The 22,780-nt window shown below is 72.0% G+C and carries 21 protein-coding genes; 14 read left to right on the forward strand and 7 right to left on the reverse strand.

Translation table 11 applies throughout. The annotated features are described in order from the left end of the window. Positions 1-274: 274 nt before the first annotated feature. From ACWF9Z_RS34565 to ACWF9Z_RS34575, 3 genes are read left to right on the forward strand one after another with little or no spacing between them, the layout of a single operon-like run. Positions 275-1,501 carry a sensor histidine kinase gene (locus ACWF9Z_RS34565; RefSeq protein WP_453609285.1) on the forward strand — a complete coding sequence of 409 codons (1,227 nt, stop codon included), beginning with the start codon at positions 275-277 and terminating at the stop codon, positions 1,499-1,501. Beyond that, on the forward strand, positions 1,498-2,241 hold the full coding sequence (locus ACWF9Z_RS34570) for a response regulator (protein WP_453609287.1): 744 nt from the start codon (positions 1,498-1,500) through the stop codon (positions 2,239-2,241). The genes ACWF9Z_RS34565 and ACWF9Z_RS34570 overlap by 4 nt, the downstream gene beginning before the upstream one ends. 54 nt (positions 2,242-2,295) lie before the next feature. Continuing rightward, positions 2,296-2,688 carry a VOC family protein gene (locus ACWF9Z_RS34575; RefSeq protein ID WP_453609290.1) on the forward strand — a complete coding sequence of 131 codons (393 nt, stop codon included), beginning with the start codon at positions 2,296-2,298 and terminating at the stop codon, positions 2,686-2,688. A 6-nt stretch (positions 2,689-2,694) separates the two neighbouring features. Here ACWF9Z_RS34575 and ACWF9Z_RS34580 read toward each other — a convergent pair whose 3' ends face one another. The 3 genes from ACWF9Z_RS34580 to ACWF9Z_RS34590 all read right to left on the reverse strand — a co-directional run bounded on the left by ACWF9Z_RS34580 (position 2,695) and on the right by ACWF9Z_RS34590 (position 7,087). Beyond that, on the reverse strand, positions 2,695-4,062 hold the full coding sequence (locus tag ACWF9Z_RS34580; protein WP_453609292.1) for a pyridoxal phosphate-dependent decarboxylase family protein: 1,368 nt from the start codon (positions 4,060-4,062) through the stop codon (positions 2,695-2,697). A 176-nt stretch (positions 4,063-4,238) separates the two neighbouring features. Continuing rightward, positions 4,239-5,486, reverse strand: coding sequence for a PP2C family protein-serine/threonine phosphatase (locus ACWF9Z_RS34585; protein ID WP_453609295.1), 1,248 nt, complete (start codon positions 5,484-5,486; stop codon positions 4,239-4,241). Then, positions 5,483-7,087: a sensor histidine kinase gene (locus ACWF9Z_RS34590; protein WP_453609298.1), complete on the reverse strand. Its 1,605-nt coding sequence runs from the start codon at positions 7,085-7,087 to the stop codon at positions 5,483-5,485. Before ACWF9Z_RS34590 ends, ACWF9Z_RS34585 begins: the two co-directional genes overlap by 4 nt. 117 nt (positions 7,088-7,204) lie before the next feature. Here ACWF9Z_RS34590 and ACWF9Z_RS34595 point away from each other — a divergent pair, with 117 nt between their 5' ends. The 3 genes from ACWF9Z_RS34595 to ACWF9Z_RS34605 all read left to right on the forward strand — a co-directional run bounded on the left by ACWF9Z_RS34595 (position 7,205) and on the right by ACWF9Z_RS34605 (position 10,392). Beyond that, entirely contained in the window at positions 7,205-7,978 is a 774-nt protein-coding gene (locus ACWF9Z_RS34595) for a response regulator (RefSeq protein WP_453609300.1), read from the forward strand. Positions 7,979-8,304: 326 nt separating this feature from the next. Beyond that, positions 8,305-8,814 carry a CorA family divalent cation transporter gene (locus ACWF9Z_RS34600; RefSeq protein WP_453609329.1) on the forward strand — a complete coding sequence of 170 codons (510 nt, stop codon included), beginning with the start codon at positions 8,305-8,307 and terminating at the stop codon, positions 8,812-8,814. Between the two features lie 81 nt (positions 8,815-8,895). Continuing rightward, complete coding sequence (locus ACWF9Z_RS34605) at positions 8,896-10,392, forward strand: IMP dehydrogenase (protein WP_453609302.1); 1,497 nt, start codon at positions 8,896-8,898, stop codon at positions 10,390-10,392. A 191-nt stretch (positions 10,393-10,583) separates the two neighbouring features. On the opposite strand, the gene ACWF9Z_RS34610 is transcribed toward ACWF9Z_RS34605, so the two are convergent. Further along, entirely contained in the window at positions 10,584-11,486 is a 903-nt protein-coding gene (locus ACWF9Z_RS34610) for an MBL fold metallo-hydrolase (protein ID WP_453609303.1), read from the reverse strand. Positions 11,487-11,586: 100 nt separating this feature from the next. Here ACWF9Z_RS34610 and ACWF9Z_RS34615 point away from each other — a divergent pair, with 100 nt between their 5' ends. Then, positions 11,587-12,513 carry an AraC family transcriptional regulator gene (locus ACWF9Z_RS34615; RefSeq protein WP_453609305.1) on the forward strand — a complete coding sequence of 309 codons (927 nt, stop codon included), beginning with the start codon at positions 11,587-11,589 and terminating at the stop codon, positions 12,511-12,513. A 124-nt stretch (positions 12,514-12,637) separates the two neighbouring features. Here ACWF9Z_RS34615 and ACWF9Z_RS34620 read toward each other — a convergent pair whose 3' ends face one another. Beyond that, positions 12,638-13,177 carry a hypothetical protein gene (locus tag ACWF9Z_RS34620; RefSeq protein ID WP_453609306.1) on the reverse strand — a complete coding sequence of 180 codons (540 nt, stop codon included), beginning with the start codon at positions 13,175-13,177 and terminating at the stop codon, positions 12,638-12,640. 299 nt (positions 13,178-13,476) lie between these two features. Between ACWF9Z_RS34620 and ACWF9Z_RS34625 the strand changes: the two genes are divergently transcribed. The 7 genes from ACWF9Z_RS34625 to ACWF9Z_RS34655 all read left to right on the forward strand — a co-directional run bounded on the left by ACWF9Z_RS34625 (position 13,477) and on the right by ACWF9Z_RS34655 (position 19,487). Then, the gene (locus tag ACWF9Z_RS34625; RefSeq protein WP_453609308.1) at positions 13,477-14,829 is read left to right on the forward strand and encodes an erythromycin esterase family protein; all 1,353 of its coding nucleotides are present in this window, start codon (positions 13,477-13,479) and stop codon (positions 14,827-14,829) included. Positions 14,830-14,876: 47 nt separating this feature from the next. Continuing rightward, complete coding sequence (locus tag ACWF9Z_RS34630) at positions 14,877-15,680, forward strand: alpha/beta fold hydrolase (RefSeq protein WP_453609310.1); 804 nt, start codon at positions 14,877-14,879, stop codon at positions 15,678-15,680. After that, positions 15,680-16,960 (forward strand): PP2C family protein-serine/threonine phosphatase, encoded by a 1,281-nt coding sequence (locus ACWF9Z_RS34635; protein ID WP_453609312.1) that lies wholly within the window; start codon positions 15,680-15,682, stop codon positions 16,958-16,960. The genes ACWF9Z_RS34630 and ACWF9Z_RS34635 overlap by 1 nt, the downstream gene beginning before the upstream one ends. A gap of 1 nt (position 16,961) precedes the next feature. Beyond that, positions 16,962-17,306 (forward strand): STAS domain-containing protein, encoded by a 345-nt coding sequence (locus ACWF9Z_RS34640; protein WP_453609315.1) that lies wholly within the window; start codon positions 16,962-16,964, stop codon positions 17,304-17,306. A gap of 187 nt (positions 17,307-17,493) precedes the next feature. Continuing rightward, on the forward strand, positions 17,494-17,946 hold the full coding sequence (locus ACWF9Z_RS34645) for a hypothetical protein (RefSeq protein WP_453609317.1): 453 nt from the start codon (positions 17,494-17,496) through the stop codon (positions 17,944-17,946). 153 nt (positions 17,947-18,099) lie between these two features. Continuing rightward, complete coding sequence (locus ACWF9Z_RS34650; RefSeq protein ID WP_453609319.1) at positions 18,100-18,555, forward strand: hypothetical protein; 456 nt, start codon at positions 18,100-18,102, stop codon at positions 18,553-18,555. A gap of 314 nt (positions 18,556-18,869) precedes the next feature. Next, the gene (locus ACWF9Z_RS34655; RefSeq protein WP_453609321.1) at positions 18,870-19,487 is read left to right on the forward strand and encodes a hypothetical protein; all 618 of its coding nucleotides are present in this window, start codon (positions 18,870-18,872) and stop codon (positions 19,485-19,487) included. 145 nt (positions 19,488-19,632) lie between these two features. Here the strand turns inward: ACWF9Z_RS34655 and ACWF9Z_RS34660 are convergent, their stop codons facing one another. Beyond that, positions 19,633-20,901, reverse strand: coding sequence for an arginine deiminase (locus ACWF9Z_RS34660; protein ID WP_453609324.1), 1,269 nt, complete (start codon positions 20,899-20,901; stop codon positions 19,633-19,635). Between the two features lie 45 nt (positions 20,902-20,946). Continuing rightward, positions 20,947-22,407: a basic amino acid/polyamine antiporter gene (locus tag ACWF9Z_RS34665; RefSeq protein WP_453609327.1), complete on the reverse strand. Its 1,461-nt coding sequence runs from the start codon at positions 22,405-22,407 to the stop codon at positions 20,947-20,949. Positions 22,408-22,780: the final 373 nt, after the last annotated feature.

The following is a 22,780-nucleotide window of genomic DNA, read 5'->3' on the forward strand; positions in this document are numbered from 1 at the left end:
CCCCGTCTGTGTGCGCGTGCCCGCGACCGCGCTCGCGCCCCGCCCCCCCGGGGGCGCCGCCCCCCCCCCCCGCCCCCCCCGCCCCCCCGGGGCGCGCCCCCCGGGCCTTGAAGTTGGTCCTGTATCGCCCCGTTTCCTCCGTGTTCGGGTCCTGGTTTCGCGTCCGGGACGGGGCCGTGCACCGCCGCCGCCGGTGCTGCCGGTGCGGTTGCCGCGCCGGCCGCTGTGCAACCCTTTCCCGGGGCCGGGAGGCCGGACGAAGGGGAGAAAAGACATGCTGAGGAGCCGACGCACCGGGCCCGGCGATGGCCGGAAGTCGCCGCGCACGGACCGTGGCGAGCCGCCGTGGACCCGTAACGACGCGCTGGTGACCGGCGGGGCCTGCGCGATGAACCTGCTCAGCTACGCGCTCTTCAACGACCCGGCCGGGCAGCACGAGGTGAGCGTGGCCGGGTTCCTCCTCGTCGCGCTGGCGGCCGTGCCGCTGCTCGCCCGGCGCAGCCATCCGGCGTCGGCGTTCGCCGCCGTCCTGGCACTCGACGTGACGGCGGCCGTGATCGTACCGCTGCCCACCCACTTCGGTGCCGTCCTGGTGATCTCCCTGTACTCGGTCGCCAGGGCCCGCCCCGGCCGGGTGACGGTGTTCGCCGCCCTCGCCACGGTGTCCCTGATGCTGCTGAGTCAGAGCATCGACCGGATGCTGACCTGGCAGGAGGCGTTGGGGCCGCCCCTGTCCACCTTGATCGTCGTGGGCTGTGCCATGGTGGTCAACCGCTGGCAGCGGGAGGTGACGGCCAACCGCAGGCTCCTCGCCGACCGTGCGGTGGCCGACGAGCGCCGTCGCATCGCGAGGGAGCTGCACGACATCGTGGCCCACCACATCACGACCATGCAGCTGATGGCCGCCGGAGCCCGGGCCAACCTCGCCCGGCCGGACGTGGTCCAGGACGCCCTGGTCACCTTGGAGGCCTCCGGCCGGCTCGCGCTGCGCGAGATGCGCCAGCTCCTCGACGTGCTGCGGGCCGGCGACGAACCGGAGACCGGGCCGCCGCTGCCCCAGCCCGGTACCGCCGACCTCGAGCGCCTGGTGGCCGAGTCCCGCCTCGCCGGACTGCCGACCGAACTCGTCGTCCGCGGGGCCGAGCGTCCGCTGCCGCCCACCGTCGGCCTCACGGTGTTCAGGATCGCCCAGGAAGCCCTCACCAACGCCCGCAAATACGCGGGCCCCGCCCGCGCGTCCGTACGACTGACGTACCACCCGGAGCGGATCACGGTCGAGGTGCGGGACGACGGAGGGGGCACACCCCCGCAGGAGGGGGCGCCGGCCGCGGGTCCGGGCGGTTACGGCCTCGTCGGGATGCGCGAGCGCGTCGCCCTGCACGGAGGTACCCTCACCACCGGCCCCCAGCCCGACGGCGGGTTCGCCGTGGTGGCCGACCTGCCGCTGACCGAGGAAGAAGCGGCCGAGGCGGTCGTCGAGCACGAGGGAGCACACCGATGACCGGGCCCGGACCGACGCGGCCGAAGATCAGGGTGCTGATCGTGGACGACCAGCCGCTGGTCCGCCGCGGCCTGTCGCTGATCCTCTCCCCGGACCCGTCCCTCGAGGTGGTGGGAGAGGCCGAGAACGGCGCGCACGCCGTCACCCTCGCCCGCGAACTGCGCCCGGACGTGGCGGTGATGGACATCCGCATGCCCGTCCTGGACGGGGTCGACGCGACCGCGGAACTGGCCGTCGCGGTGCCCGGCTGCCGGGTCCTGGCCCTGAGCACCTTCGACCTCGACGAGTACGTCGTGGGCGCCCTGCGCGCCGGCGCCTACGGTTTCCTCCCCAAGGACAGCTCGCCGGAGGAGCTGAGCGCGGCGATCCGTACCGTGCACGCCGGCGAGGCCGTCGTCGCACCGCGCCTGCTCACCCGGCTGATCTCCGCGTACGTGCGGGTCCCCGCCGGTCCCCGGCCGGCCGCCACCGGCCTGGGCGAGCTCACCCCGCGCGAGGTGGAGGTGTGGCGCCTGATGGCCACCGGCCTCGACAACACCGCGATCTCCGGCGCCCTGGACATCAGCGTCTCGACGGTCAAGAACTACATCACCAGCATCTTCGACAAGCTCGCCGTGCGCGACCGTGCCCAGGCGGTCATCGCGGCCTACGAATCGGGCCTGGTCACCGCCCGCGCGCCGGCCGGGAACCCGCCCGGCGACGGGCACGACACGACCAGTTCCTTTCGCCCGGCACCCTGAGGGCCGCGGCGCGAGACGAGACACCGACCCGTCCGAACCGGAGAAGAGCACCTCATGCGCATCCATCTGACCAGCGTCTTCGTCGACGACCAGGCCAAGGCCCTGCACTTCTACACCGAGATCCTCGGCTTCGTGAAGAAGTACGACGTCCCGGTGGGCGAGAAGGACCGGTGGCTGACCGTCGTCTCGCCCGAAGAGCCCGGCGGCACCGAACTCCTCCTCGAGCCCGCCGGCCACCCGGCCGTCAAGCCCTACCGCGACGCGCTCGTCAGGGACGGCATCCCGCTCGCCCAGTTCGCCGTCCAGGACGTCAGGGCGGAGTACGAACGCCTGCGCGCCCTCGGCGTCCGCTTCATCCAGACGCCCCTGGACATGGGCCCCGTGACGACCGCCGTCTTCGACGACACCTGCGGCAACCTGATCCAGATCGCCACACGGCCCCAGTAGCGGTTCTCAGGGGCCGTCACAGGCACGCCGCACCGCCTCGAGCGTGCGCGTCACGTCCTCGTCGGTCGTCGACCAGTTGCTCACGGAGATGCGCAGGACGCGCCGGCCGTGCCAGGTGGAGCCGCTGATCCACGCCGTGCCGTCGGCGAGCAGCCGCGTCAGCACCCGTTCGGTACGTTCGTCGGAGCCGAACTCGGCGCAGACCTGGGTGAACACCACGTCGTTGAGGACCCTCGCGCCGTCGATCCGGGCAATGCCGGCGGCGAACGCGGAGGCGTGGCGGCACAGCCGCTCGACGAGGTCGGCCACGCCCGATCGGCCCAGGGACCGGAGCGCGGCCCACACCGTGAAGGCTCTGCCGCGCCGGGAGAGCTCGGGGACCTTGTCGACCGGGTCCCCGAGCTCGTCCTGGATGAGGTAGTCGCCGCGCAGGCCCATCGCCGCGCGGACCGCGAGGGGGTCGCGCACGATGGCGAGGCCGCAGTCGTAGGGGACGTTCAGCGTCTTGTGGGCGTCCGTCGCCCAGGAATCGGCGTCCGTGCAGCCCGCCGTCAGGTGTGCGTAGGCCGGGGAGGCGGCAGCCCACAGCCCGAACGCGCCGTCGACGTGCACCCAGGCGCCCGCCCCGCGCGCGGCGCGGACCGTCTCGGCGAAGGGGTCGAAGGCGCCCGAATGGATGTCCCCGGCCTGGAGGACCACGACGGTGGGGCGCTGCCCGCCGGCCGCCAGGGCGTGCCGCAGGGCCCCGGGCACGATGCGTCCTTGACCGTCCGCCGGCACCAGTTCGGGCGTGCCGAGCCCCAGGTAGCGCAGCGCCAGGTCGATGGCCATGTGGCGGTGCTCGCCGGCGAGGACGCGTACCGCCGGTCCGCCCGCCAGCCCGTCGCGGGCGACGTTCCAGCCGGCCCGCCGCAGCACCGCGTCCCGCCCGGCGGCGAGGCAGGTGAAATTCGCCATCGTGGCACCGGTGGTGAAGCCGACGGCGCTTTCTCCCGGCAGACCGAGCAGGTCGAGGAGCCACGCGCCGGCAACCTCTTCCGCCGCCGCGTAAGCGGGCGAGGCGGCGCGCATCACGCAGTTCTGGTCCCAGGCGCTGACCAGCCAGTCCGCGGCCAGCGCGGCCGGTTCGCTCCCGCCGACCACGAACCCGTAGAAGCGGCCGCCGGGAAACGCGGTGAGCCCCGGCTCGCAGGCCGTGGCCAGCAGGTCGACGACGTCGGCGGGCGCACTGGGGCCGTCGGGCAGTTCGGCACCGAGCGCGCGCACGATCTCGTCCACCGAGGCGCGGGCGGGAACCCGGCGGTCGGACAGGCTCGCCAGCCAGTGGACGGCGTGCCCGTATGCCTGGCGCAGCGCCGTCTCGCGCGCGTCCATACCTCGGACTATGAGACAGCCGCCCCCGCCGCGCAAGCCCGCCGCCCCGCCCCCGCTCCGGACGCGATCACCCGCCCCGGGGCCCTGCGCCCGCGGCTCCGGCGGTGACGGGCCGGGTTACGACGGGGCCGGGGCCGGGGCCGGCGCGGGCCGGCCCGCGCCGGCGGTGCGCGGGGTCATGCGTGGTTCCAGTCGAGGCGCAGGACGGCGAGGTCGTCGGTGTGACGGCCCGCGTTGCGTGCCTGGGCCTCCTCGATGAGGCGGTCGACGTGGGTGGCCGGGTCGGTCGGCGGCAGGTCGCGGATCAGCGCGAGGAGTCCTTCGACGCCGAGGCGCGCGGTGTTCGCGCCGTCGTGCCCTTCGGTGAGCCCGTCAGTGTAGAGGGTCAGGGCTCCGGAGGCGGGCAGCGGGACCACCGTGGCGGGCCAGGTACCGAGCTTCGGGGCTATGCCCAGGGCCATGCCGTGCGAGGCGGCGAGTTCCTCGGTCCCCTCGGCGGTGGTCAGGAGGGGTTCGTGGTGGCCGGCGAGGTGGAGGGTGGCGGTGGCGGCCTTCTGGTCGAGGGTGAGGAGGGTGCAGGTGGCGAACAGCGGCTGGGGGCCGCGTTCGGCGATCAGGATGCGTTCCATGAGGTGCAGCAGGCGGGGGCCGCGGTGTCCGGCGAGGATGAGTGAGCGCCAGGCGATGCGCAGGCAGACGCCGAGGGCGGCGGCGTCGGGGCCGTGTCCGCTGACATCGCCGACGACGGCGTGCAGCAGTCCGTCGTCGCTCTCGACCACGTCGAGGAAGTCACCACCCAGCAGGGCCATTTCGGCCCCCGGCAGGTAGCGGCTGGTCACCGTGACGGTGGAGGTGTCGAGCAGGGGCTGGGGGAGCAGTCCCCGTTCCAGGCGGGCGTTCTCCTCGGCGCGCAGACGGGCCTTCTGGGCATCGGCGCCCGCGCGTTCGGTCCGGCTCCGGTAGACGGCGTAGCGGATCGTGCGGTGCAGGAGGTCGGCTTCGACCTTGCCCTTGACGAGGTAGTCCTGGGCGCCGGCGGTCATCGCCTCGGCTCCGGCCTGCCGCTCGGACAGGCCGGTGAGGACGATCACGGCGGTGTGCGGGGCCGGCTCCCTGATGGCGGCGATCGCCTCGGTGCCGGAGACGTCGGGCAGGTGCAGATCCAGCAGGATGCAGTCGATCGCCCGGGTGGCGAGCTCGGTGCGGGCCCCCGCGAGGGTCGTCCTGGTGGTCAGCTCGAACCGCAGCCCCGTGTCGTGGAGGAGCTCCTCGACGAGTAGGGCGTCCGCCTCGTCGTCCTCGATGAGGAGGATGCGGTAGAGCGGAGCCGGCGCGGGTCCGCCGGAGACGTCCGCCGCGGCCGCGGGCGCCGGTACGGGCGCCGGCGCCGGCGGGGAGGCGGAGGTGCTCATGCGCGCGGTCACGGCGTCGGCTCCAGGTCGGCGCGGGTCGCCTGCGGCAGATCGGTGAGGTCCGCGGCCCTGGGGGGCTCGGAGGCCAGGGTGAACGTGATGCGGGCCCCGTCGCGGAACTCGGGGTCGACCTCGATGGTGCCGCCGTGGAACTCGACGATCTTCTTGCACATCGCCAGTCCGATGCCGCTGCCGTCGTAGGCGTCCTTGGTGTGCAGCCGCTGGAAGATGACGAACACCTTCTCGGCGTACTCGGGTGCGATGCCGATCCCGTTGTCGGTGACGGTGAACCGCCACAGCTCCCCCTCCGGGACCGCGGTCACGTGCACCCGCGGCGTCTCATCGGGGCGGTGGAACTTGATCGCGTTGCCGATCAGGTTCTGCCACAGCATGCCCATCTGTGTGGGATCGCCGGCCAGGGTCGGCAACGGGTCGTGGGTGATCACCGCCCCCGTCTCCTCGATGCTCACGCTGAGGGCGGACAGGGTCCGGTCCAGTACGGGACCGAGGTCGAGGTGCTGGAGCTCGGAGTGGACGCGGCCCACGCGGGAGAAGTCGAGGAGGTCGTTGATGAGGATCTGCATGCGGTTGGCGCCGTCGACCGCGTAGTCGATGTACTGGTCGGCCCGGGCGTCGAGCTGGCCGCCGTAGCGGCGCTGGAGGAGCTGGGTGAAGCTGGAGACCTTGCGCAGCGGCTCCTGGAGGTCGTGCGAGGCCACGTACGCGAACTGCTCCAGCTCGGCGTTCGACCGCTGGAGGTCCGCCGCCTGCGTGTCGAGGCGCAGGCGGGCCTCCTCGGTGAACGCCAGCTCCCGCACGAGGCGTCGCCGCATGAAGTCGATCTCGCCGCTGAGGCGCCGCAGGTCAGCGGGCCCGGTGGTGATGATGGGGTGATCGAAATCACCGCCGGCGATGATGCGGGCGTCCGCCCCGAGCTGGTCCAGGGGCTCGGTGATGCCACGGCGCAGGGCCTCGAAGACCAGCACCGTGAGGGCGACGATCACCAGCGCGATCGCGGTGAAGACCCCGTTGCGCAGCCCCATCGTGGCCGAGAGATCCTCCACGGCCCGGGCCCGGTCCGCCCGCAGCTGCTCCTGCTGGCCGCTCAGGGCGCCGCGCACCGCGTCGAAGGTCTGCTTGCCCTCGGCGGCGCGCTCGCTGGTCAACACCGAGGGCGTCCCGGCGGGCGCCGCGGCGACCGGGCGGGCGATCCTCTCCTGCCAGGTCTCGATGGCGTCCTGTACGGCCGCCAGGTCCCTCAGGCCGGCCGCGTCGCCGTGGAGCAGCTCCTCGAGCCGCGCGGTGTGGGTCGCCTGGTCCTTGAGCCCCTGCTGGTACGGCGTGAGGAAGTCGGACGTCCCGGTGAGCCCGTAGCCGCGGATGCCGGTCTCCTGGTTGAGCAGCGCCGACTCGAGGCGGAACGAGGTGCTCAGCGCGGGGGACTTCACGTCCACGAGGTCGTCACTGAGGGTTGCCGTCCGGCCCAGGACCCACGCTCCCGTCAGCCCGAGGAGGGCGAGCACCGTCAGTGACACGGCCACCCCGACCCGCAGCCAGCGTCGGGTCGTCCAGATGGGAAACTGCCGCGCACGAGGTCTCGTGTCCGGGCTCATACGGTCTACCCCTCCGCTGTGATCGCCGCATGCAACATACGTGGGCACCGGCCACTGTAAAGGGTGTCCGACAACTCTTGTTGTCGTGGGGTTGGATCAGGGCCTAAGGTTCCCGGTATGCCTGGCAAGAACTTCGTACTGCGGACCACCCCGCCGGAAACGGCCGCCGTCGCGGACGCGGCGGTCGGGTCCCTCGCACGGAACCTTGCCCTCCAACTACTGGCCGAAGCCTCACCTCCACGGGACGCGGGTCCCGCACAGGCCCTGACCCTCCTGCACCTGCTGGACCAGCTCCAGCGGGCAACCGCACGCCTCCAGCAGGAAGCGGCCGTGGCGGCGGCGCGGGCGGGCGCCGGCTATCCGCAGATCGGCGCCGCCTGCGGCATGACCCGCCAGGGCGCCCGGCGCCGCTGGCCGGGGCTCTTCACTCACACCGACGAAGTACCCACGGAGCATCCGATGATGACCACCCCCGCCCGCGCCTTCGACGTCCTGCTCGTCGAGGACGACATGGCCGACGCCATGCTCATCGAAGAGGCGCTCTCCGACCGCGGGGCCCGCAACCTGGTCCAGGTCACCGACGGAGTCGCCGCCCTGGAACACCTGCGCAACCCCGAGAGCGTGCGCCCCGACCTGATCGTGCTCGACCTCAACATGCCCCGCATGAACGGCCGGGACCTCCTGAAGATCCTGAAGGCGGACGAGGAGTTCCAGACCATCCCCGTCGTGGTCCTCACCACCTCGGCCGCCCCGGACGACGTCACGGGGGCCTACAGCAGCCACGCGAACGCGTACGTGACCAAGCCCGTCAACCTGGAGGAGTTCGAGCGCGCCGTCCAGAGCATCGACGCCTTCTACCTCGAGACCGCCACCCGGCTGCCCCGCACCTGAACCGCGCCGCGCGCATGAACTCCGGCTTTCGGCGCATGCGCGGGAGGTGGAATGCGTTCTGTACGACACGGCGGGCCGCTCGGAGCCCGTGGAGTGCGAATGCCGGACGAGGCCTGCCGGCTCGCCCTCACAGAGCTCCGCGGCCTGCGCGACGGTGAGTTCGCCCGGGTGCGGCTCGCCGATCCGTCCGAGGCCGAACTTGGTCCAGCTCGCGGAGGAGCTGGGCCTGCACCCGTTGGCCGTCGAGGACGCCGTGCACCTCGCGCGTCGACCGCACGCGGGCGATCTACTCGCTGAAGCGAGAGGTGCGGGAGTTCCGCGACGCGGTGCACCCGCTCGTCCCGGTGGTGCAGGGTCTCCTGAGCGGGCCCGGTGAGGAGGACCACCGGGTTCACAGCGCGCCGTACGTCCGCGACGTGGCCGACCACCTGCACCGCACGGACATCGAGGTGCGGACCCTGGACGAGCTGCTGAACCCGGTCCTCGACGCGCAGCAGGCCCGGGTGGGTACCTGGCAGAACGACGACATGCGGCGCATCTCGGCGTGGGCGGCGGTCTTCGCGATCCCCGCCATGGTCGCCGGCGTCTACGGGCGATCGCCTGCCCGGTACGGCCGGGGTCGGACCGGCCCTGCCGTACGAAAGGGGCGTACGAGCGCCCCGCCGGGCCGAGGACCCGAAGTGGCCGTCCGAGCGCGGCGGTTGCCGTCGAGGGCCACGATTCGTGCAGCGGCCGCGTCAGTGGCTAAGGTGCCAGGTCAAGACCGCACCTCGTTCGCCCCGGGGGCCTGCCAGGGCTCTGCCGCAGGGGTGGCACCTCCACGGCTGCCGCGCTGATCCTGCCTGCCCGGCCGGGCATACGGGGGCGGTCCTCACGGCGGGGCAGTCGGGCCCCGGCCGACGGGTCAGGAGGAACGAGTGGCACAGGTCATCGCCGAAGTCTCAAGGACGTTCAACGAGTTTCTGCTCCTGCCGAACCGGACGCGGACCGATACCTCGGCCGCGACGGTCGACCTGCGCACGCCGCTGGTCCGGCACATCGCGGGCGAGGCGTCGGCGATCGAGCTGCAGTCCCCGTTCACCTCGGCGATCATGCAGGCCGTCAGCACCCCCGAACTCGCCATCGCGCTCGCGCGCAACGGCGGATTCAGCTTCCTGCACCACAACCAGCCGATCGCGGACCAGGCCGCGGCGGTCCGCCAGGTGAAGAACTTCAAGGCCGGGTTCGTCACCAGCGACACCAACGTCCGCCCCGACGACAGCCTGGGCCTCCTGGTCGAGGTCATGCGCCGCACCGGTCACAGCACCGCCGCGGTCACCCACGACGGGACCGCCACGGGCCGGCTGATCGGCCTGGTGACCTCCCGGGACTTCCACCCCCAGCGTCATGATCTGGACGGACCGGTCAGTGGCCGCATGGCCCCCGTCGCCGACCTGGCCCATGCCGGACCCGACATCACGCTGTCCGAGGCGAACGCGCGACTGTGGGACGAACGGCTGGACTGCCTCCCGGTGCTGGACGCCGAGGGCCGTCTGCAGCACCTGGTGTTCCGTTCCGACTACGCGGACAACAAGCGCTTCCCGAACCAGGTCGTGGACGCCGCCAAGCGTCTGCGCGTGGGCGCGGGCATCAACACCCACGACTATCAGGAGCGCGTCCCGGCCCTGCTCGAGGCAGGCGTGGACGCGGTGTGCTTCGACTCCTCCGACGGCTACAGCGACTGGCAGGCGCAGGCCCTGTCCTGGGTGAAGAAGCACTACCCGGAGATCCCGGTCGGCGGCGGCAACGTGGTCGACGGCGAGGCGTTCACCTTCCTCGCCGAGGCGGGCGCGGACTTCGTCAAGGTCGGCGTGGGCGGCGGCTCCATCTGCATCACCCGGGACCAGAAGGGGATCGGCCGCGGCCAGGCCAGCGCCGTGCTGGACGTCGCGGCCGCCCGGGACGCCTTCCGCGAACGCACCGGCGAGTACGTGCCGATCTGCTCCGACGGCGGCCTGGTGCACGACTACCACGTGGCCCTGGCGCTGGCGATGGGCGCCGACTTCGTCATGATGGGGCGCTACTTCGCGCGCTTCGACCAGGCGGCCGGCGCGAAGCTGCCCACCCGTGACGGCTTCGTGAAGGAGTACTGGGGCGAGGGCTCGAACCGGGCCCGCAACTGGCAGCGTTACGGCCAGGGAGGCCAGGGGCTGCTCTTCGAGGAGGGCGTCGACGGCTACGTGCCCTACGCGGGCGACCTCAACGAAGGCCTCGCCCTGACCATCGCCAAGCTCAAGACCACGATGGTCTCCTGTGGCTCCACCACCCTGCCGGAGTTCCAGTCCACGGCCCGGCTGACCCTGGTCTCGGACCAGAGCTTCCAGGAGAGCCACGCCAACGTCACCCTGCGGGACTCCTCGGTGACGGTCTCCTGAGGAGCCGCCGGATCTGCGCGTGAGCACGACGGGCGGGAGGGGAACGGGGCAGGGCGCTGCCGGACCCCTGCCCCTCCGCCCGTCGGGCCCGGTCCGCGCCGCGAGAACGGCTCGACGACGCGTTCGCGTACGCCGCCGCCGTTCCCGCCGCGGACGACCCTCCTGCGGATCGGAAGCACTTGCGGGCGCCGTCAGGCCGCCCACCGCCCGAGGGTGAACCCGCCCCCCTCGCGCCGGACTTCCACGGCGCCCGAGCCGCCGAAGTGCGCCGGAATGACCAACTCCCGCCCGGTGGCCGCTCGTTCGAGGATCCGGCGGCGGCTGGCCGCTGCCCGGTCCGCGTCCAGGCAGAAGCAGCTGTTGCAGGAGGGGTCGAGGATCTGCACCGGGCTGTGCAGAAGATCGCCGACGAAGACCGCCCGGTCGCCCCCCGAAGCGAGCCGCAGTACGGACGAGCCCGGCGTGTGGCCGGGCGCGGACTCCAGGGTGAGGTGTTCGTCGATGCGGTGGGCGCCGTCCCACACGACGGACTGCCCGGCCCGGTGGACGGGCGCGATGCTGTCCTCGTAGATCAGCCGGTCGTCCTCCCTGAGGCCGTTCCCGTACGCGTTGTCCGGACCGAAGTGGAAGTCGTCCGCGGCCGGTATGAGGTACTGGGCGTTGGGGAACGTCGGCTCCCACCCGGCCTCCCCGCCGACCGTGTTCCAGCCGACGTGATCACCGTGGACGTGGGTGTTGACGACGACGTCGACGTCCTGAGGCCGGACACCGGCCCGCGCGAGCCCACCCAGGAAATCGCCCTGCCGGTGATGGAACTGCGGCGAGCCGGGCCGCTCCCGGCCGTTTCCGACGCCGGTGTCGACCAGAACCGTCCGTCCGCCGCTGCGCAGCACCCAGGTCTGCAACGTCACCACCGCCCTGTCGCTGTCCGGCTCCCAGTGGTCGGGTGCCAGCCAGTCCTCGTTGCTCTTCCACACCTCGGAGCCGGAGGCCGGAACCAGGGTGCGCGCCGGGGCGAACGCCTCCTGCCACTCGACGACTCGGATGACCTCGACGTCGCCGAACCTCATGCTCTGCTTGCTCTCGCTCGTCATGACCTCGACTCTAGGGAGGGTGGATGAGCCGCTCAATGCCCGCTCGGCTCACGTGCATACGCGTCCGTCTCACGCTCGATGCCACGGGTACGCTGACGCGATGGACGTGGTGAGTGACGCAGTCTCGGCGATACGCATCGGGAGCCCTTCCTCCCAGAGGGTCAGGGTGGGCGGGACATGGTGCGTGCGGCTCCCTCCGTACGACGGCGCGGGCTTCCACGTGGTGCTGGAGGGCAGTTGCTGGCTGCTGCCCGACGGCGGCTCCGCCCTCCTGCTCGGAGCCGGCGACGTGGTGCTGCTGCCCCACGGAACCGGGCACGTGATCGCCGACGCCCCCGCCGATGCGGCCACCGTGGGGCGGGCGGTGTCCTTCGAGCACTGGCTCGCCGGGGACGCGCCGCGCCGGCCCCACGTCGCCCCCGGTGACGTGGAGATGCTCTGCGGCAAGTACCGGCTCGACCGCAGCCGCACGCACCCGCTCATGGCGGAACTGCCGGAGGTCGTCCATCTCCCCAACCGCAGGGGAGCCCACGCCGAACTGCGCGCCGCCGTAGACCTGTTGGGACATGAACTCGGCACACAGGGGCCCGGTTCCTGCATCGCGGTGCCCAGCCTGCTGGACCTCCTCCTCGTCTACATGATCCGCTCCTGGGCCGCCCGGGGGAGCGGCACCTGGCCGGCGGTTCTGGGCGACCCGGTGGCGGCCGCCGCCCTCCGGGCCCTGCACTCGGACCTGGCCGCCCCGTGGACCAACGAGCTGCTCGCGGCCGAGGCGGGCGTGTCCCGCGCCACCCTGGCGCGCCGCTTCACCGCCCTCGTCGGCCGTCCGCCGATGGCCTACCTCACCTGGTGGCGCCTGACCTTCGCCGCGACCCTGCTCCGCGCTACCACCGACCCCCTGGCGGCCGTCGCCCGCCGCGTCGGCTACAGCACCCCGTACGCCCTTTCCCATGCCTTCAGCCGAGAGTTCGGCACGACCCCGGGGCAGTACCGGGCCTCGGCGGCGCGGCCGTCGGACTCCACGTGAACGGAGGTGGCGAACCGTCACCCGTGCCGCCCCGCGCCGCGGTCCGGCCATCGGCGAGGACGGCGCGGAGCCCCCGCCCGAGGGCAGGGGCTCCTTCAGCAGTGCGGGGCGGGCGTCAGGCGGGTCAGCACGGCCTGATGGAGTAGACGGGAGTCCAGTCCACTCCGCCGCTGCTGCCCTTCGCGGTGTGGTAGAAGCGGACGGAGCCGTCGGAGTTGTAGAACCAAGCCGTGGTGCCCCAGGTCTGGTTGTTGTTGAACGAACCGATGCCGGACCCGCCGAAGCCGTACAGCCCGCAGTAGTAGTAGTCGTAGGCGGTGCCCCGGCCGTCCGTGATGCAGAGGTGGCCGTTGCCGCACGCCAGCGCGACACCAGGGGCGGCGAGGTCCCGGGCCTCCGTCTGGCCCGGCGCGGCGAGCGTCACCGTGCCGAACTCGGTGGCGAGTCTGTTCGCCGACATCTGCCGGGTCCCGGCGTGATCGGCGAGGTAGGCGTCGACCTCGTTCTGGAGCCGGCCAGCCTGGGCCCCGGTCAGCCCTGCCGCACGAGCCTGTCGGCCGTAGGCGGACGGCTGGGCCGCGGCCGAGGCCGACCCGCCCAGGGAGATGCCTCCCAGTAGAGCGGCCGTGGCGGCAACCACCGCGAAGAGCTTGCGCACGTACATGCCTGTTTCCCCTCCTCGTCACGGCGGGGGCTCCTCCATCGGTCGCTCCCGCGCATACCGACGGTCCTCCACGGGCGGGGGGAGCACCATGGTTTTACCCCTGGCCGAACAGTGCGGTGCGGGAGCCGGTGCGGCCGGGGCGGAACGGGCCGTTCACCGTCCGAACAGCCCTGGTCACCCGGCGGACGGACCGGGGGGTTATCCCCCCGGCAAGCCGGAGGAGGACCGCAGTGCGGGGCGCTGCCGCCGCGGGACATGATCGTTTCGCCCAGTGCACAGCGAACCGAGGAGCAACCAGCATGACCGCGTACAAGCAGGCCTTCGGACGACGCAGACTGCTCGCCGCATCGGCCGGGCTCGCGGCCGGCGTCCTGCTGGCCCCGGCGGCCTCGGCCGCGCCCGCCCCCGCCGTGACCAACGGCGGCCAGGCCGAGGCGCTCCGCGCGCTGGAGCGCGCCGCCCACCCGCTGCGGTCGACGGAACCCGGCGGCCGCACCACCGACCTGCGGGCGCTGACAGCCATGATCGGCGACGCCAAGGTGGTCGGACTGGGCGAGGCCACCCACGGCTCGCACGAGTTCTTCGCCATGAAGGAACGCGTGTTCCGCCATCTCGTCGAGGAGAAGGGCTTCACCACCTTCGCCCTCGAGATGAGCTGGACGGCCGGCCTGCGGATCGACGAGTACCTCCAGGGCGGCGCCGGCACCGCCCGGCAGGTCGCCAAGGAGACCCTGGCCGGATCCCCCTGGGAGCGCGAGGAGTTCGCCGGCCTCATCGGCTGGATGCGGCAGTACAACGACCGGCACCCGGGCCGGAAGGTCCACTTCATGGGCAACGACGTCGGAGCGCCGAAGCTCGGTGACGCCGTCTTCGACCGGGTCACCTCATACGTCCGGGCGAGCCACCCCCAGGACCTCGCGCCCCTCGAGAGCCTGTACGCGGGCCTGCGGCCCCTCGACGACGTCTTCGCCTACCTGCGCAAGCCCCTCGCCGAACGGCGCGACAACGCCGTCGTCGCCCAGCGGGCCCTCGACCTGGTCATGGCGAACAAGGGCCGCGGCGGTGACGCCTACGAGTGGGCCGAACAGCACGCCCGCAACATCGCCCAGACCTTCGCCTTCACCTCCCTCGACCTGTCCGATCCGCAGTCCGTGTCCGCCGCGGAGCACCTGCGCGACCGGGTCATGGCCGACAACACCGTCTGGTGGCAGCGGCGCACCGGCGACAGGATGCTGCTGTCGGCGCACAACGGGCACGTGGGCTACCTGTCCAGCGACCCCGTGATGTACCCCACGACACAAGGCGTCTTCCTCCGCGACGCGCTGGGCGGGAAGTATGCCGCCATCGGTTTCACCTTCGACCGGGGGTCCTTCCTCACCGCCGCCGCCCTCGGCGGGGCCTGGGACAAGGTCACCGTCCCCGCGGCCACCCCCGACATGCACGAGTACACCCTCGACCGGGTCCGCCTCCGCGACTACTACCTCGACCTGCGCACCCTGCCGCCCGTGGGCCGTGCCTGGCTGGACGTTCCCCGGCCCGTCTACGAAGCCGGTTCGTCCTTCAGGAAGGACCCGCTCCCCACCCTCGCGATCGGCCGGGCCTACGACGTCCTCGTCCACCTTCACGAGGTCCACGAAGCCACCAGGCTCTGACCGTCCGCGCCGGGCGCCGGGCGCCGTCCGGATGGCAGGATGGCGGGATGGACTTCCTCCGCAGGAACAACGTGAAGGTCATCGGATCCACCGGCAGGCCGGTGGTGATGCTGGCGCACGGGTTCGGCTGCGATCAGAACATGTGGCGCCTGGTGGCGCCCGCGCTGGCCGAGGAGTTCCAGGTGGTCCTGTTCGACTACGTGGGGTCGGGCGGCTCCGATCCGGCCGCCTGGAGCGACGAGCGGTACGCGTCGCTCGACGGATACGCCCGCGACGTGATCGAGATCTGCGAGGCCCTGGACCTGCGGGACGTCTCGTTCGTCGGGCACTCGGTCAGCTCCATGATCGGGGTCCTCGCGGCGGCGGGGGCCCCCGAGCGGCTCTCCTCCTTGGTCATGGTCGGGCCTTCACCGTGCTACATCGACGACGGCACCTACCGCGGAGGCTTCAGCGCCGAGGACATCGACGAACTGCTCGAGTCCCTCGAGTCGAACTACCTCGGCTGGTCTGCGGCCATGGCGCCCGTGATCATGGGCAATGCGGAGCGTCCGGAGCTGGGAGAGGAGCTGACCAACAGCTTCTGCGCGACCGACCCCGCCATGGCCCGCGTCTTCGCCCGTACCACGTTCCTCTCCGACAGCCGCGATGACCTGAAGTCGGTGGCCGTGCCCACGCTGGTGCTGGAATGCACCCAGGACGCGATCGCACCGCGCGAGGTCGGCGCCTACGTCCACGCGGCCATCGCGCACAGCCGCCTGGTCACCCTCGACGCGACGGGCCACTGCCCCCAGTTGAGCGCCCCCGAGGCCACCGCATCAGCCATCAGGGCGTTCGTCCGGAACCCGCGGTGATGTGCCGCACCGCCCAGAACCCGGAGCGGCCCGAGAGCGAAGAGGCGGCCACCGATGCCGTGTTCTCCACCCTGTTGGAGGACACCGTCGAGGAGCTCTACGAGTCGGCGCCCTGCGGCTACCTGTCCACCCTGATGGACGGCACCATCGCGAAGGTCAACGAAACCCTCCTCGGCTGGCTCGGCCTCACGCGCGGGGAAGTCGTGGGCCGCAAACGCTTCACCGATCTGCTCACGGTCGGGGGCAAGCTCTACCACGAGACGCACTTCGCCCCGCTGCTGCGCATGCAGGGAGAGATCGGCGAGATCGCGCTGGAGCTCAGGACGTCCGACGGCAGACGGCTTCCGGTCCTGGTCTCCTCCAGGGTGAAGACGAGCGGCGACGGCGAACCGATGCTGATCCGCACGACCGTCTTCGACGCACGACAACGCCGCGCCTACGAGAACGAACTGCTCCGCGAGCGCAAGGCGGCGGAAGAGACCCGGCGCCGGGCCGAAGCCGACCGGGAGCGGCTGCGCGAGGCCCTCTCGGTACTCCAGCAGAGCCTGCTGCCCGCGACGCTGCCCGCGGTACCGGGCATGGAGGTGGCCTCCCACTACCACACGGCGTCCGTGGACCGGCTCGGCGGCGACTTCTACGACCTGTTCCCGCTGGACGGCAAGCGCTGGGCGTTCTTCCTCGGAGACGTCTGCGGCAAGGGTCCCCAGGCCGCGGCCGTGACCTCCCTGGCGCGCTACACCCTGCGCGCCGCGGCCCTCCACGACGCCGACCCCGCGGCAGCGCTGGCCACCCTGAACACCGTGCTCCACGAGCGGTTCACGGGCGAGGACCCGCGGTACTGCACCGCGATCTTCGGGGTCCTGGAACCCGACGCCGCCACCGGCGCCACGACCGTGCGCCTCGCGTCGGGCGGCCATCCGCCCGCTCTCGTCCTGCGCGCCGAAGGGCGGGCCGAATACCTTCCCACCCCCGGCGGCCTCCTCGTCGGCATCCTGCCCGATCCGCAATTCGTCTCCGCCGGGACCGCACTGCGACCCGGCGACACCCTCCTCCTCTACACCGACGGCCTCACCGAGGCCCGGATCGGTGCGCGCCGCGAGCTCTACGGGGAGGACGCCCTGCGCTCCTTCGCCGCCGGCCACGCCCAGGGCGGGCCGCACGGGCTGGTCGCCGCCCTCCGCAAGCTGCTCGCCGGCTTCGGAGAGGGACTGGACGACGACACCGCCCTCCTCGCCCTCGGCGTCACCCACCCCGTCTCCGTCCGGGAGGGCACGAGCTGACATGAGCACCTTGACGATCACCCTCCGCGAGGCCGCGACCGGACCCGTGCTCGAGCTCGAGGGCGACCTCGACTACGACGAGGCTCCCCGCCTGCGGCAAACCCTGGAAACCCTCAGCCTGCGATCGGGCCAGCGGCTCGTCATGGACCTCTCGCGTATGCAGTTCTGCGACTCCAGCGGTATCACCGCCCTCCTCGTCGCCCGCAACCGCGCCGTGACCGCCCGAGCGGACATCGCCCTGGCGGCGGTCCCCGAGCACACGGCCCGCATCCTGCGCATCGTCGGTCTCGACCAGGTCTTCCCCATCCACCCCGACGTCGACACGGCCACGGCGGCGCACCCCTGACCGGAGCGGTCCTCCACCTCGTCCGTCGACACCGTCACGAGAGCGTCGGCGGCCGTGCCCGCCGTGCGACCGCTTCCCCCTTCGACCGCACCCGTTCGGGCGAAATCACCGGGAGAGGGTGCTCCACGTCCCCCGAAGCGCGCCATGGTCTCTCCGAGAGCACCGGCATCGAAGAGGGGACGGAACCATGGACTCGAGGCGTACCGGAACGATCCTGGGCGCGGCCGCGCTGACCCTGCTGGCCTTTCCGGTCCCCGCGCACGCCGCAGCCGTCGCGTGCGGCGGCGGCGTGTCGACCGGCCGGGTGGCCGTCAACGGCTGCATCAGTGCCGAGCGGGGATCGGCCGGCAGGTTCCCCACGCGGGAGATCACGGCGTACATCAAGGCGCGCAACACGGGCACGAAGGGGCTGAACGTCTCCTACGAGGCGTTCTTCCGCGTCGTCGACGGTGGTCACTGGGAGAAGGTGGGCAGTGGCCGCACCTACGTCCCGGCCGGCGCGGCCCTCGACCCCCTCGCCGTGGGAAGCACGACCCGGGTGTGCGGCCCGGTGAAGGTGGAGATCCGCGTACACGCCCGGGCCGACGGTGCCGCCTGGAGCGGCTGGTCTCCGGCCGCCACGAGGCAGTGTCAGACCTGACCGCGATCCGCTCCTCCGAACTGCCGTGGTGCGTCCAGGGGCAGTTCAGATTCCGAACATCCTGTGTTCGTATGACATGTGAAATATCACATGTCATACGCACCAGCGCCAAGAGCCCTTGGACGGTGCTCCACACGAGGAGGACGACACCCGATGAACCGCATAGCTCTGCTCGCGGCCAGCGCCGCAGGTCTGGCCGTCTACGCGATCGCCCCTGCCCACGCCGCCGTCCTGCCGGCCGATGCGACCGAGACCGTCACCTCCTGCGGGGACTCGCGCCTCCAGGCGGGCCTGGCCACGCGGGTGTGCGCCGAGATCACGGGGACCACCGTCGAGTTCTACGGGAAGGTCGGACTGGCCGGCCCGCCCTCCCCGGGCAGCCCGGCACCCGCCCCGAAGGAGCTGCTCACCAACCTGTCGGTGGAGGTCGTCGGCGTCGCCGCGCCCCGGACGCAGTACGCGCGGGTCCTCTTCACCGCCTCGAACGTCGAGGTCAGGGGAACCGCCGACACCGTCCCCTGCGGTGCGACCGTTCGCGGCACCTTCGGCGTGGCCTCGTACCCCTACGGGGCCAATCCGGTGGTCCACGAGGTCACCGTCACCTGCTGAGCATCCGCCCGGGTCCGGTGCGCCTGACGGACGCGCGCGGGCCGGCGGACTCGGGCACCACGTGACGACGGCGGGGCGATCGTGCGCACGATCGCCCCGCTCGCGTACCCGGCGGCCGAGGTGAGCCGGATGGGCTCGCGCCTCCCGTCGCCGAGTCGCGAACGGGAGCATGTGCGGCGAGGATTTCACTCCGTGGCCCCGCGTGGCCGGACGGCCACGCGCCGACCGGCAGCGGGAGTGACATCCGGAGGTGCACGTGTCCGACCCCCCCCGTGGCGGCCGCGCGCGCACCGCACATCGAGGAGGGTTCCCAGGTGACCACCCTGCGCGTACGAGCGGCCCAGGCCGCCGCCGCCGTCGTCCTCACCGCGCTCGGCGCGGGCGTCCTCGTGGCGTGCGGCACGGACGGCGAGCAGACCGGCAGGGCGCCGTTCAGCGACCGGCCCTCACCGCCCGACACGGCGTCCTTCTCCGGCGCCCTTCCCTCGCTCATGGCCTCCGAGGCGGAGGCGATGATCGCGTCCGCGCAGGCCTCGGCGTCGTCCGCGGCGGCTTCGGTCTCCGCGCGGGAGGCGTCGCGCAAGGCTTCGATCGGTGCCGAGGTCGAACGGTCCCGGCAGGCCGCCCAGAACGCGCTGAAGGACGTCGACGGCAGGGGGAACGCCCTGAGCGAGGTCTCGATGACCGGCAAGCCCCGGGCCGAGACGAGCGGGCTGCTCACCGTCGTCGTCAGCATCACCAACATGACGGACGCGAAGGCCTCCTACGCGGTCCAGGTCGACTTCGTCGACGCGTCGGGCAAGGTGGTGGAGACCCAGTTCACCGGGGCCGAGGACCTCGCGCCCGGCGCTCGGGCCCAGCCCCTGGTCATCAGCCGCGCCCCGGAGCAGCCGCCGCTCACTCCCCGGCTCTCCAAGGCCCAGCGCTACTGAGGGCAGGGGGCGGGACGGGCCCCTGCGGTCGACGGCGGACCCGGGGGCCGCCGCGTCGTGGAGCGGGCCCCGGGCGAGCGCGACGGGCGCGAACGCGTGCACCGGCGCGAAGGCGACGGGCGTGAGCGCGACGGGCGTGAGCGCGTCAGAAGTCGACCGCGTCCCGGATCAGGGGGCAGGTCATGCAGTGGCCGCCGCCGCGGCCACGGCCCAGTTCGGCGCCGACGATGGTGATGACCTCCACTCCCGCCTTGCGCAGAAGGGTGTTGGTCTGGGTGTTGCGGTCGTAGGTGAAGACGACGCCGGGCTCGAGGGCGACCGCGTTGTTCCCGCTGTCCCACTGCTGGCGCTCCGACGCGTAGACGTCGCCGCCAGTCTCGATCACCCGCAGCCGGGGCAGGCCGAGGCCCTTGGCGATCACGTCGACGAACGGGGTGGCGCCCTCGTCGGTGATGTCCACGCCCGGCGCCTTGTCCCCGGGGCGCAGGGAGAACGTGTGGACGGCATCCATGATCTTCGGGTAGAGCGTGACGATGTCGCGGTCGGCGAAGGTGAACACCGTGTCGAGGTGCATGGCCGCGCGCAGCTTCGGCATGCCGGCGACGATCACGTGCTGCGCCGCTCCGTTCTCGAACAGTGAGGCGGCGACCTGGGTGATGGCCTGCCGGGAGGTGCGCTCGCTCATGCCCATGAGAACCACCCCGTTGCCGACGGGCATGATGTCGCCGCCCTCGAAAGTGGCCTGGCCCCAGTCCTGTTCGGGGTCGCCCCACCACACGGTGGAGTTCTTGAAGTCGGGGTGGAAGGCGTAGACCGCCTTCATGAGGAGGGTCTCGCCGTGCCGCGCGGGCCAGTACAGCGGGTTGAGGGTGACGCCGCCGTAGAGCCAGCACGTGGTGTCGCGGGTGTAGAGCGTGTTCGGCAGGGGCGGCATGAGGTACTCGCGGGCGCCGACGCCCTCGCGGGCCAGCGTCACGTAACCGGAGCGGAACGCGTCGGGCAGGTCCGTGGTGGACAGTCCGCCGATGAGGAACTCGCTGAGCTCGCGGGGGGTCAGGGATTCGAGGAACGCGCGGGTGTCGTCGACGAGGCCGAGGCCGACCTCGTTGGGGACGATCTTCCGGTCGAGGAGCCATTGCCTGGCCCCGGGGACGGCCATGGTCTCGGCCAGCAGCTCGTGCAGTTCGACGACCTCGACGCCCCGCTGGGTGAGTTTGTTGACGAAGTCGGCATGGTCGCGCTGGGCGTTCTCCACCCACATGACGTCGTCGAAGAGCAGGTCGTCGGAATTGCTGGGGGTGAGCCTGCGGTGCGCGAGGCCGGGCGCGCACACGAGGACCTTGCGCAGGCGTCCGACCTCGGAGTGGACGCCGAACGCGGACGGGGTGGGGGAGCTGGTCTCACTGGTGCTCATGGTCAGCCTTTCCGGTGGAGCGGCGGGTGCGGCGCGCGGTCGGGGTCAGAGCTCGATCCAGCCGGTGGCGAGCGCGACGACACCGGCGACGGCCCCGGCGATGGACACGGCGCACATGACGGCCTCTGCGGGGGAGAACAGGCGCCGGTTCTGCTCGCGGCGGGCCTTGACGAACAGGAAGGTGGCCGGCGCGTAGAGGATGAAGGAGACGAGAACGAACTTCAGGCCGGCCGCGAACAGCAGGAAGGCCGTGTAGAGGGTGGCGAGGACGCCCACGGCCAGTTCGTGCCGGGTGCTGCGGCCCACCGCGTGCTCGGCCCGTGGTCTGAGCGCGATCTTCACGGCGAACGCGGCGGCCAGGAGGAAGGGGATCAGGCTCAGCGCACTCGTCAGGTCGAGGGCGAAGTTGAAGGCGTCGTCGGAGAAGGCGGTGACGATCAGGACGACCTGGCTGAGCGCCGTGGTCATCAGCAGGGCCGGTGCCGGAACGTCGTCTCCGGTGCTGCGGCCGAGGAAGCGGGGCATGTCCTTGTCGTTGGCGGCGACGAACAGCACCTCGGCGGCCATCAGCGTCCAGGCCAGATAGGCGCCGAGGACGGAGACGATGAGGCCGACACTGACGAAGACGTTGCCCCAGGTGCCGACCGCCGCTTCCAGCACACCGGCCATGGAGGGCTGCCGGAGCTCGGCGATCTCGCTCATCGGCAGGATGCCGTACGACACGATGGTCACCGAGGCGAAGATCGCGAAGACGCTCAGGAAGCCCAGGACCGTGGCCCGCCCGACGTCCTCCCGCCGCTTGGCGTGGCGCGAGTACACGCTCGCGCCCTCGACGCCGAGGAAGACGAACACCGTGGCCAGCATGGTGCCGCGGACCTGGTTGAACAGTGAGCCGGCGTAGTCGGCGCCCGCGAAGTTGTCCGCGAACACGGACGGATCGAAGTAGACCAGCGCCAGGATGATGAAGACGATGATCGGAACGATCTTGGCGACCGTCACGATCCTGTTGATCGCGGCCGCCTCCTTCACGCCCCGGCGGATGAGGAGGAAGAACCCCCAGAGCCCCACGGAGGACAGCACGATGGCGAGCGGGGTGTCCCCGTCGCCGAGAGCCGGTGCGATCGCGCCGATCGTCGACATGATCAGCACCCAGTAGGTCACGTTCCCGACGCAGGCGCTGGCCCAGTAGCCGAAGGCCGAGAAGAAGCCGAGGTACTCGCCGAAACCGGCCTTCGCGTACGCGTAGACGCCGGCGTCCAGGTCCGGTCGCCGCACCGCGAGGGTCTGGAAGACGAAGGCGAGCATCAGCATGCCGACGCCGGCGACCGCCCAGGCGATCAGGGCGCCCGCGACGCCGGTCTCCTGGGCGAACCGCCGCGGCAGGGAGAACACCCCGGCCCCGACCATGGAGCCGACGACCATCGCGGTGAGCGTCAGCAGGGTGAGCTTGGCCGTCGGCGGGGTTCCGGCGGCGGGGTTGCGGGTGTCGGTGTCTGCAGGGGTCATGGCGCACCTCGTGGAAGGGCTCGTACCGGGGCGGCAGCGGGCCGGGACGGGTCCGTCGGGGCGGGCCTGCGCTGCGCGGACTCCACGGTGCCCCTTGCCCAGAAGTGTCGGTCGCGGGAAATCTAGTCCGAAAACTACGGAATTGTCGTGATTTCCCGTCAGGCGCGCCCGCTCCTCGCCCGCAGGCCGATGCGGTGCGCGAGCGTCCCCCGCCCCGCGACTCCCGCGCTTGCGGGCCGGGATGTGACACATGGCTCGTTTCCCATGGTGACAGGGCGTGTGGGCGTGTAGCGTCTGCGTCAGCTGTCGTGGTTCGGAAGTTCCCTTGCCCACGCCTGGGGCGTGGGTGTTTTGCTGTGCTGTGCCGCAGGGA

It is taken from the genome of Streptomyces sp. NPDC054961 (assembly GCF_053609145.1).

Excerpts from the sequence above, each read along its gene's own strand:
- ACWF9Z_RS34645 (WP_453609317.1), top strand. The coding sequence starts at position 17,494 with ATGGACTCGAGGCGTACCGGAACGATCCTGGGCGCGGCCGCGCTGACC.
- ACWF9Z_RS34620 (WP_453609306.1), bottom strand. The coding sequence starts at position 13,177 with ATGTACGTGCGCAAGCTCTTCGCGGTGGTTGCCGCCACGGCCGCTCTA.
- ACWF9Z_RS34640 (WP_453609315.1), top strand. The coding sequence starts at position 16,962 with ATGAGCACCTTGACGATCACCCTCCGCGAGGCCGCGACCGGACCCGTG.
- ACWF9Z_RS34575 (WP_453609290.1), top strand. The coding sequence starts at position 2,296 with ATGCGCATCCATCTGACCAGCGTCTTCGTCGACGACCAGGCCAAGGCC.
- ACWF9Z_RS34635 (WP_453609312.1), top strand. The coding sequence starts at position 15,680 with ATGTGCCGCACCGCCCAGAACCCGGAGCGGCCCGAGAGCGAAGAGGCG.
- ACWF9Z_RS34565 (WP_453609285.1), top strand. The coding sequence starts at position 275 with ATGCTGAGGAGCCGACGCACCGGGCCCGGCGATGGCCGGAAGTCGCCG.
- ACWF9Z_RS34630 (WP_453609310.1), top strand. The coding sequence starts at position 14,877 with ATGGACTTCCTCCGCAGGAACAACGTGAAGGTCATCGGATCCACCGGC.
- ACWF9Z_RS34660 (WP_453609324.1), bottom strand. The coding sequence starts at position 20,901 with ATGAGCACCAGTGAGACCAGCTCCCCCACCCCGTCCGCGTTCGGCGTC.
- ACWF9Z_RS34665 (WP_453609327.1), bottom strand. The coding sequence starts at position 22,407 with ATGACCCCTGCAGACACCGACACCCGCAACCCCGCCGCCGGAACCCCG.
- ACWF9Z_RS34615 (WP_453609305.1), top strand. The coding sequence starts at position 11,587 with ATGGACGTGGTGAGTGACGCAGTCTCGGCGATACGCATCGGGAGCCCT.
- ACWF9Z_RS34650 (WP_453609319.1), top strand. The coding sequence starts at position 18,100 with ATGAACCGCATAGCTCTGCTCGCGGCCAGCGCCGCAGGTCTGGCCGTC.
- ACWF9Z_RS34570 (WP_453609287.1), top strand. The coding sequence starts at position 1,498 with ATGACCGGGCCCGGACCGACGCGGCCGAAGATCAGGGTGCTGATCGTG.
- ACWF9Z_RS34595 (WP_453609300.1), top strand. The coding sequence starts at position 7,205 with ATGCCTGGCAAGAACTTCGTACTGCGGACCACCCCGCCGGAAACGGCC.
- ACWF9Z_RS34580 (WP_453609292.1), bottom strand. The coding sequence starts at position 4,062 with ATGGACGCGCGCGAGACGGCGCTGCGCCAGGCATACGGGCACGCCGTC.
- ACWF9Z_RS34610 (WP_453609303.1), bottom strand. The coding sequence starts at position 11,486 with ATGACGAGCGAGAGCAAGCAGAGCATGAGGTTCGGCGACGTCGAGGTC.
- ACWF9Z_RS34625 (WP_453609308.1), top strand. The coding sequence starts at position 13,477 with ATGACCGCGTACAAGCAGGCCTTCGGACGACGCAGACTGCTCGCCGCA.
- ACWF9Z_RS34590 (WP_453609298.1), bottom strand. The coding sequence starts at position 7,087 with ATGAGCCCGGACACGAGACCTCGTGCGCGGCAGTTTCCCATCTGGACG.